A 12,040-nucleotide genomic window follows, 5' to 3' on the forward strand; every position below is an offset into this window, starting at 1 on the left:
CCAAAGGGCACGCGCCGTGCGCATCGCCGCCAGCACGCTGATCAATCGCGGCGCGTCCGCGCTGCACGACCGCCTGCTTCCGCACGTGCCCGAGGCCATGGCCGGCCGCGTCCGCATGGAGCAGGTGCAGAGCATCCTGCGCATGACGCCCGTGATGATGGGCGCCAATATCGTCATTGCCCTGCTGGTCGGGCTGGCGGGCCTCAACAGCCGCCACACCGCCGTCCTCACCGTCTGGGCCGCCCTGGTGGTCAGCTACGCCTTGCTGGGCCTGCGCGGCTGGGTCGTCTCGCAGCGCCGCAAGAGCACCAAGAATTCGGTCTCGGCGCGCGGCGTGCGCCGCATCACCTGGCAGGCCGGCGTGCTGGGCTGCCTGTGGGGCGCGCTGCCGATCCTGACCATGCCCAAGGAGCAGGGCTTCGCCGGCGCCATGCCGATGCTGGTCGCCTCGGTGCTGGCCGGGATGATCGGCTGCGGCGGCTTCGCCATGCTGACCCTGCCGGCCGCCGCCATCGCCTATTCGACCCCGATGGTCGTCGGCGCCCTCTATGTGCTGGCCACCAGCAACGATCCGATCCTGTACGCCCTGGGCGGCCTGCTGATCTTCTGCCACATGGTGGTCAGCGTCTCGTGCCTGTCGCACGCCAAGATCTTCGCCGACCGCCTGGTCGCCGCCGAGGAGCTGGAGCAGCAGCGCCAGGTCGTGTCCCTGCTGCTGTCCGACTTCGAGGAAGGCGCCAGCGACTGGCTGTGGGAAGTCGACGCCAACGGCGCCATGACCTACGTCTCCGACCGCATGGCCGCCGCGGCCGGGGTCGACAAGAGCCAGCTGCTGGGCCGTCCGATGTCGGAGCTGTGCGGCGCCGCCGAAGGTCCGATGGGCCCGATCGCCGCCCTGGCCCCGCTGTTCTTCGACCAGAAGGCCTTCCGCGACGTGACGGTCTCGATCGCCGTCGGCGGTCAGACCCACTGGTGGTCGCTCTCCGCGAAACCGGTCCACGACCTGAGCGGCGTCTTCACCGGCTTCCGCGGCGTGGGCGCCGACATCACCCAGGCCCGCGAGGACCAGGCCCGCATCTCGCGCCTGGCCCATTACGACGTGCTGACCACCCTGCCCAACCGCCTGTCGTTCCTCCAAGCGCTCAGCAAGGCCTGGACCGAGCATGGCAAAAAGGGCGGGACCGGTTGCGCGGTCCTGTGCCTGGACCTCGATCACTTCAAGGGCGTCAATGACAGCCTGGGCCATCCGATCGGCGATGATCTGCTGATCCAGGCTTCGGCCCGCCTGCGCGACACGGTCGGCGAGCTGGGTCTGGTCTCGCGCCTGGGCGGCGACGAGTTCGCCGTCGTCATCGCCCCCTCGCCCGGCCACGAGGCCCTGGGCGAGCTGGCCCGCGCCATCGTCGCCACCCTGTCGGATCCCTATGACGTGCGCGGCCACCACGTGCTGATCGGGGCCAGCGTCGGCATCGCCGTGGCGCCGTTCGACGCCGATGATCCCGACGGCCTGCTCAAGAACGCGGACCTGGCCCTCTACCGCGCCAAGGGCGACGGCCGGGGCGCCTATCGCTTCTTCGAGACCGCCATGGACGTCTGGGCCCAGGAGCGCCGCGCGCTGGAGCTGGACCTGCGCGACGCCCTGGCCAACAACGAGCTGAAGCTGTTCTTCCAGCCGCTGATCGGCAGCGTCGAGCACGAGACCATCGGCTTCGAGGCCCTGCTGCGCTGGCAGCATCCGCGCCGCGGCCTGGTGCCGCCGGCCGACTTCATCGAGTGCGCCGAACAGTGGGGCCTGATCGGCACCATCGGCGAGTGGGTGCTGCACGAGGCCTGCCGCACGGCCGCGACCTGGCCCTCGCACCTGAACGTGGCGGTGAACCTGTCGCCCAACCAGTTCGCCTCGGGCGATCTGGTGGCCCAGGTCCGCGCGGCTCTGGACGCCTCGGGCCTGGCCCCGCAGCGCCTGGAGCTGGAGATCACCGAGGGCCTGCTGCTGCACGACAGCGTCAAGACCCTGGAACAGCTGGCCGCCCTGAAGGCCCTGGGCGTCAAGATCGCCATGGACGACTTCGGCACCGGCTATTCCAGCCTGGCCTATCTGTGGCGGTTCCCGTTCGACAAGATCAAGATCGACCGCTCGTTCGTGGCCGAGATGCAGGACAACACGGCCATCGCCGACATCCTGCGCACCATCGCCCTGCTGGGCCAGACCCTGAACCTGGAAGTCACCGCCGAGGGCGTCGAGACACCGGCCCAGGCGAAGCTGCTGACCGACATGCGGTGTGACCAGTTCCAGGGCTTCCTGTACGGGCGGCCGATGCCGGTGGGGGATATTCCGAGCTTCCTGTTGTCGAACCTGGCGCGGCAGATGCGGCGGGAGAGCGAGGACGACGGGGCGTCTGAGGAAGCGGTTACGGGGTAGAGCGCCCCCTCCGTCTCGCTGCGTATCCGCAGCGATCCACCTCCCCCGTTTCACGAGGGAGGAGGCGGCTGAACCCTCCTGCCCCGCTTGCGGGGGAGGTGGCGCGCCGTCGATAGACGGCGTGACGGAGGGGGCGCAAACCCGCCCACCATGCTACGCAACCGCCATGGTTCACCCCGTCTTCGACAACCTGCCCACCACGATCTTCGAGCGCATGAGCGGCCTGGCCCGCCAGCACGGCGCGATCAACCTCGGTCAGGGGTTCCCCGACGACCAGGGCCCCCTGCCCGTGCGCGAGGCCGCCGCCCGGGCGCTGATCGAGGGCTCCAACCAGTATCCGCCGATGCGCGGCCTGCCCGAGCTGCGCGCCGCCGTCGCCGGGCACTATGGGCGGACGCAGGACCTGCAACTTGACCCCGACACCGAGATCGTCGTCACCTCCGGCGCGACCGAGGCCCTGGCGGCGGCGTTCACCGCGCTGATCTCGCCGGGCGACGAGGTGGTGCTGTTCCAGCCGCTGTACGACGCCTACCTGCCGCTGGTGCGCCGGGCGGGCGGGATCCCCCGACTGGTCCGCCTGGCGCCGCCCGACTGGCGCTTCACGCGCGAGATGCTGGAGGCGGTGTTCAGCGACAGGACCCGCATGGTGGTCCTGAACAGCCCGCTGAACCCGGCCGCCGTCGTCACGCCGGAAGAGGACCTGGCGCTGCTCGCCGAGTTCTGCGTGAAGCACGATGCGATCGCCGTCTGTGACGAGGTCTGGGAGGCCGTGGTCTTCGACGGCCGCCACCATCGCCCGCTGATCACCTTCCCCGGCATGCGCGAGCGCACGGTGAAGATCGGCTCGGCCGGCAAGCTGTTCGGCATGACCGGCTGGAAGGTCGGCTTCCTGATGGCCGCTCCCGCCCTGACCAATGCCCTGGCGGCCGCGCACCAGTTCCTGACCTTCACGACGCCGCCCAACCTTCAGGCGGGCGTGGCGTGGGGGCTGGAGAACCACCGCGCCTGGTTCGACGAGATGCCGGCTGATTTGCAGCGATCGCGGGACCGGCTGACGGCGGGGCTACGGGCGGCGGGGTATGTCGTGCTGGAGAGCCAGGGGACGTACTTCCTGAACGTCGACTTGGCGGCGTCGGGCGTGGCGCTGGACGACGTGACGTTCTGCGAGCGGTGTGTGGTCGAGTTCGGGGTGGCGGCGATCCCGGTGTCGGCGTTCTTCGCCGAAACCCCGGTGACGAACGTGGTGCGGCTGTGTTTTGCGAAGGCGGATGGGACGTTGGATGCGGCGGTGGAGCGGTTGGCGAGGGCGAAGGCTTCTTTCGCCCAACCCTAACTTCCGTCATTCCCGCCCTTGTGGCGGGAACCCCTGGTTCAGCTGGCAGGTGAGAGACAAACGGCCCTCCGCACCTGCGGCGGACAGAGGGGTTCCCGCCACAAGGGCGGGAATGACGGAGTTATAGATGGGAATGTAGGTGCGCTCCCCTAAAGCGCGCTCAGCCCCGCCGCCAACTCCCGCGCCACACCCCGCGCCAGGCACCGGTCCATCGCCGACAGCAGATTCCGCAGATCAATCGGCTTGGCCACGTGCGCATCGCACCCGGCCTCCAGGCACGTCTTGATCTGCGCCGACATCACATCCGCCGTCAGCGCGATCACCGGCAGCTTCGCGAAACGCGGATCCCGCCGCAGCCGCCGCGTGGCTTCCAGGCCGTCCAGCACCGGCATGTTGACGTCCATCAGCACGATGTCGACCGGTTCGACCTCCAGCGCGTCCAGGGCCTGCTGGCCGTTCTCGGCCTCGATCAGCTCGCAATCGAACGGGTCGAGGAACAGGCGGATGACCCGGCGGTTGACCGGGTGGTCGTCGACCACCAGCACCCGGCGGCCTTGCAACGCCGCGAAGCCGCCGGCCTCTTCGTCGCCCGTCTCGGCCTCCCACACCGGGACGTCGGCGGCCTCGGCGGCGTCGACCAGCATCTCGATCGTGAAGACCGAGCCCAGGCCTTCCTCGCTCTCGACGCGGATTTCGCCGCGCATCATCTCGACCAGGCGGCGGGTGATGTTCAGCCCCAGGCCCGTGCCGCCGAAATTGCGGGTGGTCGAGGCGTCGGCCTGCACGAAGGGCCGGAACAGCTTGCCGACCGTGGCCTCGTTCATGCCGATACCGGTGTCAGCCACGCGCAAGCGCACCCGGACGCGGCCTTCGTCTTCCGGGTAGCAGGCCAGGGCCACCTCGACCTTGCCGTGGGTGGTGAACTTCAGGGCGTTGGAGACCAGGTTCGTCAGGCACTGGCGCACCCGCACCCCGTCGAACATCAACGGCCCCGGCGCCTCGCTCTCCAGCTTGAAGGTCAGGCAGACGCCCTTCTCGCGGGCCGTGGGCTGATAGCCGTTGACCAGGCGCGAGCAGGTCTGGACCAGGTCGCCGACCGTCGGGGCGATCTCCAGCTTGCCGGCCTCGATCTTGGAGAGGTCCAGAATATCGTTCAGCAGCACCAGCAGGGTGTCGCCGCTGTCCATGATCAGGTCGACCTGGTCGCGTTGATCCTGGGTCAGCTGGCCGGCGCGCAGGGCCTGGCCCACGCCCAGCATGCCGTTCAGCGGCGTGCGCAGCTCGTGGCTCATCACCGCCAGGAACGCGGACTTGGCCTTGTTGGCGGCCTCGGCGTGCTCCTGCGCATCCTTGAAGCGGCGCGAGGCCCGGCGTTGGTGCACGGCCCAGGCCACGCCGCCGGCGACCAGCACGCCCAGCAGCAGCGCGATCACCACCGAGGCCCGCGCCAGGCTGCGGCTCAGGCGGACTTCCTCGGTCAGGCGGCGGTTGTCGTCGCGCTTGGCGCGCAGCTCGCTGTCCAGGGCCGAGGACATCTCGGCGACGCTGCGCGAGTGGTCACGGTCGGCCTCGACGCCGTCGATGCGCCGCCAGGCGTCCAGTTTGCGGAAGGCGTCGGCCCCGCGCCCCTCGGCCTGGTCGATATAGGCGTCGATCAGGTTTTCCAGATGCGGGTCGCGGGTGGCCAGGGTCGTCGGGATGGCCTTCAGGCGCGCCAGGTCCGTGCGGGCCGCGTCGGCGTCGCCCAGCTGGGCCTCGGCCAGGGCGCGCTGGCCCAGCATCAGCACCTGCAGGCGGCGATCAGGCGCGGCCAGCTTGTCGGCGGCCGACGCCAGGCACTCCAGCACCTTGGCCGGCGCGTTGCGATAGCCGGCGATCCGCGCGCACAGGAAGCGGTCCCAGGTGATCAGGTCCTTGTCGCCGTCGGCCGCGGTCATCTTGTGATGCAAGACGGCGAACCGCTCGGCCGCGTCCAGTTCGCCCAGGTCGGCGGCGGTGTAGGCGATGTCGTAGACCCGCTCGATCTTGCGCAGGTAGAAGGCGTCGCGCTCGTCCAGGCGCGCGGCCTGGGCCATGTGGTCCAGGGCCCCTTCCTTGTCGCCGATGTCCGACAGCGTGTAGCTGTGCACCTGGTGCAGCTCGGCCAGCAGCGGCTGGGCGATGCGGCCGCGCTTCTCCAGGTCGGTGGTCAGGTCGGCGGCCAGGCGGGCGGCCTGCGCCCAGCGTCCCACCTGCCCCAGGTGGCGCACCCGCTCGATGCCGGCCATCAGCCGGATGTCCGAGCCCGACCGCAGCATGAACCGGCCCCAGTCGGCGTCGGTGAAGGCGCGGAAACCCCGCGTCTCGTGGCGATAGGCGACGCTCTCCAGATCGACCAGCGTCGCCAGGGCCTGATCGTGGTCGCGGGCGGCGACCGCGCGGGCCTCCTTGGCCCAGGCGTCGAAGCGACCGGGGATCTGGTTGCTCTTGTAGGCGTACAGCACCCGCCACAGGCCAAACAGCCGGGCCTGGCCGCGCTCGTTGATCGCGCGCCGGCCGGCGCGCTCGATGTCCTCGTTGTCGCGCGGCGGGTTGCGGGTCTCGTGGGCGCCGATCTCGCGGCTCAACTGGTCCAGTCGCTGGCCCAAGGGGAGGTTCGCCTCGGGAACGTTTCTCTGGGGAATACTGGTCTGCGCCCCGGCGGCGGTGGCCGCGAGACTGGCGAACATGACAAGGGACGTGAGCAAGCGCCGCATTGGCGCTGAGATTTCGCGGGTATAGATGTGAGAAGAGTTAAGCTTACCGCGCAGGTTGCCAGGATCAGATCGTGGCGCCCCCATCCACTACCAGAGCTTGTCCAGTCATGAAGCTGCCGGCCTTCGAGGCCAGGTAGATCGCCGCGCCCGCCAGCTCGTCCGGCTCGCCGATTCGGCGCAGCGGCACGCCCTTGGTCGAGCGCTCCAGGGTCTCGGGATTGTCCCACAGCGCCTTGGCGAAATCGGTCTTGATCAGGCCCGGCGCGATGCAGTTGACCCGCACGTTGTCGGGGCCGAACTCGTGAGCCAGGTTGCGGGCCAGCTGGAAGTCGGCGGCCTTTGAGATGTTGTAGGCCCCGATGATGGCGTTGCCGCGCAGGCCGCCGATCGACGACACGATGATGATCGCCCCGTCCTTCCGCGCCCGCATTTCCGGAGCGACCATGCCGATCAGCCAGTGATTGCTGATGATGTTGTTGTCCAGGATCTTGCGGAACTGGTCGTCGCTGATCCCGGCCAGCGGGCCGTAATAGGGATTGCTGGCGGCGTTGCAGACGCAGATGTCGACCTGGCCGAAGGCTTTCAGGGTCTCGTCGACCAGGTTCCGCAGGTCGTCCTTCGAGGCGATATTGGCCGGGACCGCGATCGCCGTGCCCGCCCCGTGCCTGGCGTTGAGGGCCGCCGCGACTTCCTCGCACGGCTCGATCTTGCGCGACGAGATCACCACCTTGGCCCCGTGCTCGGCCATCCGCTCGGCGATCGCCTTGCCGATCCCGCGCGAGGATCCGGTGATGATCGCCACCTTGCCGGTCAGGTCGAAGAGGTTCACGGCGCGCTCCCTAAACGCTTGTTTGAAAGGAGAGTGCGGCGGGGAGGCTTGTGGGTCAAGGGTGGGTCAAAGATTGGGAACGCCTTCCCAAATACTCCCGTCATTCCCGCCCTTGTGGCGGGAACCCCTGGTTAAGCTGACACGTAAGATGCAAGCGGCCCTCCGCACCTGCGGCGGACAGAGGGGTTCCCGCCACAGGGGCGGGAATGACGGGTAGAGTTTAGGGTAGTTCTGAACGTCTTCAGTCGTGCGGATGCGCCCGCCCGATCGACTCCTCGACCGCGTCGTCCTCATCCGCGTCCTCGGGCGCGATCACCGACGGCTCAGCCTGCCGCGCCAGGTCACGAGCGCCGACGCCGCCGCCCTGCTGGATGTTGCGTTCGACCTCGACGCTGGTCGGCTCATAAGCGTCTTCGCGTTCAGGCATGACGGTCGCTCCTGGTGTGGGTGTCACAGGCCAACGAGCCCCCGTGAAAAAAGTTTCGAGGTCGATGTCGCATCGGGTGGAAGTGCTTCGTCCTTGAGGCGAGAGTTCACTCCAACCGACAAAGGAAACGCCCCCATGGCCCTCGACACCGCCGCCACCTTCCCCGCCGATCGCGAACTCGTCCTGGAACGTGTTCTCGAGGCCTCGGCCGAGAACCTCTACAAGTGCTGGACCACGCCGGAGCTGATGGAGCAGTGGTTCTGCCCCGCGCCCTGGACCGTCAAGAACGTCCGCACCGACGTACGCACCGGCGGCAACACCTTCCTGGAAATGCACGGCCCCAACGGCGAGGTCATGCCGCAGCCGGGCGTCTATCTGGAAGTCGTGCCCAACAAGAAGATCGTCTTCACCGACGCCTTCACCGAAACCTGGCAGCCCTCGGCCAAGCCGTTCATGGTCGCCATCATCACCTTCGAGGACTTGGGCGACGGCAAGACCCGCTACCGCGCCGTGGCCCGCCACTGGTCGGCCGAGGACAAGGCCGCCCACGAACAGATGGGCTTCCACGAAGGCTGGGGCATCGTGGCGGGGCAACTGGAAGCGCTGGCGAAGACGCTTTAGGGCCCCGAAGCCTCCCCCCATCCGTCTCCCCGGCGAAAGCCGGGGCCCAGATCCCAAGGCTCTGAGGCTAATTGGACAGGCGCAGCGCTTCTGGACCCACCCCATCGTTCTTCCAGCTGGGCCCCGGCTTTCGCCGGGGAAACGGGGGCGGGTTAGGAGCGCGCCGCTAAGAACACTTCGTCCACCCACTCATATCCAGATGGAAGTGGTCGCGGTGCTCGGCGTTGTAGTCCGGGCTCAGCGTGGTCAGGAACACCTTGCAGGCGCCGTCCCGTACGCGTCGCAGGAACTGACCGCGCGGGCCCGGATCGGTCCAGTCGCTCGCCACGCCGATCACCGAGCCGTCGGCCAGCCGGAAACCGGCCACGTCGATGGCGTCGGCGGTAGCGTGCTCGCTGACCGGGCCCTCCTGCAGGCCGTACATCCGCCGGCAGGCATAGGACCCGTAGTGCACCAGGGACGACACGCCTTGGCCCAGCAGTTCGTCGGCCGCCGGCTGGACGACCTGGCGCTCCCAGATGGTCAGGGCCAGGGCCTCCTTGCAGACCAGCGGGGCGTCAGCCGGCTCGAATTTCGCCAGGCCCGCTTGCAGCTGGACGGCGTCGCGCAGCTGGCAGAACTCGCCCTCGGTACGGTCGGGGACCTCGGCATAGGTCACCCCCGCCCGGGTCATTATCCCGCGGCACAGCTTGGGATCGGCCCCCGCCCGCGCCGCCTTGACCCGCGTGGCCAGGCCCACCGGATCGACGACGCTGAGCGGCTTCCAAGGCAGGTGCTGGTCGGGGATCTTGCGCTCGGCCACGAAGGCCATCAGCAGCACGATCAGCCACAGGATCACCAGCCCGGCATAGCGGGCCAGGCGCGCGCGGTGTTTGACCTCGTGCTCGATACGAGGGTTGTGCGGTACGCGATAACGCATGGAGCGGGGGAGCGCCCTTTAGCCGAAAAGGTTAACGCCGCACCCAAGCACGACCATGGCGACGGGTTCAACCCGCCCCTGCTCTCATCAACGGCAAAGACTGTAGCCGGCCGGGTTCAGGTGCAGATGGTCGGCGTGCTCGGCGTTGTAGTCCGGGCTCAGGGTGACGCCGAACACCCGGCAGGCCCCGTCACGGGCGGCGCGGACGAAGCGGCCCTCGGGCGTATCGGCGCGGAAGTCCTTCAGCACCGTGATCCGCCGCCCGTCGGCGGTGCGGAAACCGGCCACGTCCAGGGCGTTGGCGCGAGCGTGCTCGCTGGGCCGCTCGCCGGGGCGGCCATAGATCGTGCGGCAGGCATAGGTCCCGAGCTGGTCGATCCGGACAACCGGCGAGCCCAGGATCTCGCGCGCTCTCGGAACCGCCACCTGCCGCTCCCAGAGGGCATAGCGCAGGGCCAGCGGACAGGTCATGACCGGCGCCTTCGGGACCAGCAGGCTCGGCGCCCGCACGGTGTCGCGGGTGGAGCAGAAGCCCTCCTCCCGCACGGGCTGGTCGACGAAGCTGATCCCGCCCTCGCGCAGCGCCACGCGGCACTTGGCCGGATCGGCGGTGATCACGGCCAGCTTGCCCGCCGTCGCCAGGCCGATCGGCTGGCTCAGCGAGAACGGCTTCCACGGCAGGTCCTGCGGCGGCGCCAGGCGGTCGACCAGCAGGAAGGCCAGCATGCCGGCCAGGGCGAGATCCAGCAGGACCGACCACAGCTGGGCCAAGGCGAGCGTTTGCGGCGAGACGAGCTTCACCCCGGACCAACGAAGCACAACCGCCCGGGTTCACTTGGCGGCCGCATCACCCTAGATGGAAGCCGAAAGGGAGGGGACGCAGATGGCCGCCGGACTGAAGATCGACAAGGACCTGGCGCCGCGCTTCGCCCTTCTGTGTCTAGGCATCTGGCTGAACGCCGCCGACACCCTGGTCACCGCCACCATCATGCCCAGCGTCGCCCGCGAGATCGGCGGCTACCAGTATTTCGGCTGGTCGGTGGCGGCCTATCTGACCGGCTCGATCGTCGCCGGGGCCTGCTCGGGCAAGCTGTCGATGGCGCTGGGGCTGCGCACCGCCACCGCCCTGACGGGCCTGGTCTACGCCATCGGCTGCGCCATGAGCGCCCTGGCGCCCGAATTCGTCACCTTCATCGTCGGCCGACTGATCCAGGGCCTGGGCGCGGGGGCCGTCGTGGCCCTGTGCTACGTGGCCATCACCGCCCTGTTCCCCGAACACCTGTGGCCCAAGGTCTATGGCGCGGTGGCCGGGATCTGGGGCGCGGCGACCCTGCTTGGCCCGCTGCTGGGCGGCCTGTTCGCCGAGGCCCACTTCTGGCGCGGGACCTTCTGGTTCTTCGTGGTCCAGGCGGTGATCTTCGTCGGCGCGGTGATGGTCATGCTGCCCAGCGACCACACGGACCGGGGCCGCGGCCGCATCCCGACTCTGCAGCTGATCCTGCTGGTCATCGGCGTCAGCCTGATCGGCGGCGCTGGCATCGTCGCCTCGCCCCGGCTCTCGGCCGTCCTGGCCCTGGGCGGCGTGATCGGCATGGCCGCCATGCTGGCCGCCAACGCCCGCACCCAGGACCGCCTGCTGCCCCGCACGGTCGCCGACCTGCGCACCGCCACGGGCCTTGGCCTGCTGCACATCTTCGCCTGCGAGGCGGCGATCATCGGCTTCACGGTCTATGGTGCGGCCTTCATCCAGGCCCGCCACGGCGCCTCGCCGCTGACCGCCGGCTATGTCACCGGCGCCATCGCGGCCGGCTGGACCCTGGCGGCCCTGGCCGTGGGCAACACGCCCGCCGAGAAGGACCACCGCATGATCCGCCTGGGCGCGGCCGTGATCGTGCTGGGCGCTCTAGCCAGCGCCTGGGCCACCGCGCGCGGGACCCTGGTCGAGAACGGCCTGGCCTTCCTGTTCCTGGGCAGCGGCTTTGGCCTGGCCCACGCCTTCGTCGCCCGCCGCGCCATCGCCGCCGCCCCCGCCGACGAGCAGGGCATGGCCGCCTCGGCCGTCCCCACCGCCCTGCTGATCGGCGGCGCCGTCGGCTCTGCCGGCGCCGGCGCCCTGGCCAACGTCCTGGGCTTTGGCCACGGCATCGATCTGGCGCTGGCGCCCGTCAACGGCCTGATGCTGTTCGGGGCGTTCCTGCCGCTGGCGCTGGTGGGGTTTGGGGCGGCTTGGCGGCTGACGCGGCGCTAGGGCCTCTTCCCACACCGGCCGTCATTCCCGCCCTTGTGGCGGGAACCCCTCTATCCGCCGCTGGTGCGGGAGGGGCGGACTGCTTAGCAGGCCGCTTGCGTCTCACGTATCAGCTGAACCAGGGGTTCCCGCCACAAGGGCGGGAATGACGGGGTAAATTTGTTAGCTCAGCTTGGGTCCCCGCTTTCGCGGGGATGATCGGTGAGTAGGTAACCTAGATGTAGGCAACTTCGCTCAGCACACGGTCCCGCATCAGCCTGTGCAAAGTGTCAGGCGTCGCAAGGTCGAGTTCACTGGCCAGGGCGTCAGCGAGGCAGTCTCGAAGTGTGAAGAAGTCCAAGCCCGGATGCCGCTCCGGATCGAACTCCACCAGCACGTCCACGTCGCTGTCCGGCCCCGCCTCGCCCCGCGCCGTCGAGCCGAACACGCCCACCCGCGCGACGCCGTAGCGGTCGAGCAGCGGCTTGGCCGCGCGCAGTTTCGTCAGGGCCTCGTCGAGGGTCATG

Annotated in this window: 10 protein-coding genes and 2 pseudogenes; 5 read left to right on the forward strand and 7 right to left on the reverse strand. The window is 69.3% G+C overall.

Features of this window, described 5'->3' with window-relative positions; all coding sequences use genetic code 11:
- The first annotated feature begins 16 nt into the window (after positions 1 to 16).
- Together J7528_RS04940 and J7528_RS04945 are read left to right on the forward strand one after the other, a co-directional pair.
- Positions 17 to 2,422, forward strand: coding sequence for an EAL domain-containing protein (locus tag J7528_RS04940; protein WP_291871823.1), 2,406 nt, complete (start codon positions 17 to 19; stop codon positions 2,420 to 2,422).
- A 166-nt stretch (positions 2,423 to 2,588) separates the two neighbouring features.
- Positions 2,589 to 3,755, forward strand: coding sequence for an aminotransferase (locus tag J7528_RS04945; protein WP_291871824.1), 1,167 nt, complete (start codon positions 2,589 to 2,591; stop codon positions 3,753 to 3,755).
- 149 nt (positions 3,756 to 3,904) lie between these two features.
- On the opposite strand, the gene J7528_RS04950 is transcribed toward J7528_RS04945, so the two are convergent.
- The 4 genes and pseudogenes from J7528_RS04950 to J7528_RS04965 form a co-directional block, all read right to left on the reverse strand.
- Complete coding sequence (locus tag J7528_RS04950) at positions 3,905 to 6,490, reverse strand: response regulator (RefSeq protein WP_291871825.1); 2,586 nt, start codon at positions 6,488 to 6,490, stop codon at positions 3,905 to 3,907.
- Positions 6,491 to 6,554: 64 nt separating this feature from the next.
- Positions 6,555 to 7,319 carry an SDR family oxidoreductase gene (locus J7528_RS04955; RefSeq protein WP_291871826.1) on the reverse strand — a complete coding sequence of 255 codons (765 nt, stop codon included), beginning with the start codon at positions 7,317 to 7,319 and terminating at the stop codon, positions 6,555 to 6,557.
- A 134-nt stretch (positions 7,320 to 7,453) separates the two neighbouring features.
- Positions 7,454 to 7,574: pseudogene (locus J7528_RS04960) on the reverse strand (hypothetical protein); the annotation flags it as partial.
- Positions 7,561 to 7,746 (reverse strand): hypothetical protein, encoded by a 186-nt coding sequence (locus tag J7528_RS04965; protein WP_291871827.1) that lies wholly within the window; start codon positions 7,744 to 7,746, stop codon positions 7,561 to 7,563. The gene J7528_RS04965 and the pseudogene J7528_RS04960, both read right to left, overlap by 14 nt.
- Before the next feature lie 135 nt (positions 7,747 to 7,881).
- Between J7528_RS04965 and J7528_RS04970 the strand changes: the two genes are divergently transcribed.
- Positions 7,882 to 8,367 carry an SRPBCC family protein gene (locus J7528_RS04970; RefSeq protein WP_291871828.1) on the forward strand — a complete coding sequence of 162 codons (486 nt, stop codon included), beginning with the start codon at positions 7,882 to 7,884 and terminating at the stop codon, positions 8,365 to 8,367.
- Positions 8,368 to 8,533: 166 nt separating this feature from the next.
- Here J7528_RS04970 and J7528_RS04975 read toward each other — a convergent pair whose 3' ends face one another.
- The gene (locus tag J7528_RS04975) at positions 8,534 to 9,286 is read right to left on the reverse strand and encodes an extensin family protein (protein ID WP_291871829.1); all 753 of its coding nucleotides are present in this window, start codon (positions 9,284 to 9,286) and stop codon (positions 8,534 to 8,536) included.
- 87 nt (positions 9,287 to 9,373) lie between these two features.
- Positions 9,374 to 10,087, reverse strand: a complete 714-nt coding sequence (locus J7528_RS04980; RefSeq protein WP_291871830.1) for an extensin family protein — start codon at positions 10,085 to 10,087, stop codon at positions 9,374 to 9,376.
- An 82-nt stretch (positions 10,088 to 10,169) separates the two neighbouring features.
- On the opposite strand from J7528_RS04980, the gene J7528_RS04985 reads away from it, so the two are divergent.
- On the forward strand, positions 10,170 to 11,534 hold the full coding sequence (locus tag J7528_RS04985) for an MFS transporter (RefSeq protein WP_291871831.1): 1,365 nt from the start codon (positions 10,170 to 10,172) through the stop codon (positions 11,532 to 11,534).
- Between the two features lie 3 nt (positions 11,535 to 11,537).
- Positions 11,538 to 11,688: pseudogene (locus J7528_RS04990) on the forward strand (hypothetical protein); the annotation flags it as partial.
- A gap of 60 nt (positions 11,689 to 11,748) precedes the next feature.
- Here the strand turns inward: J7528_RS04990 and J7528_RS04995 are convergent.
- Complete coding sequence (locus tag J7528_RS04995; protein ID WP_291871832.1) at positions 11,749 to 12,039, reverse strand: nucleotidyltransferase family protein; 291 nt, start codon at positions 12,037 to 12,039, stop codon at positions 11,749 to 11,751.
- Position 12,040: the final 1 nt, after the last annotated feature.

Origin of the sequence: Caulobacter sp. (assembly GCF_017744445.1) — a bacterium.
In the GTDB taxonomy this organism is placed as follows: Bacteria; Pseudomonadota; Alphaproteobacteria; order Caulobacterales; family Caulobacteraceae; genus Caulobacter.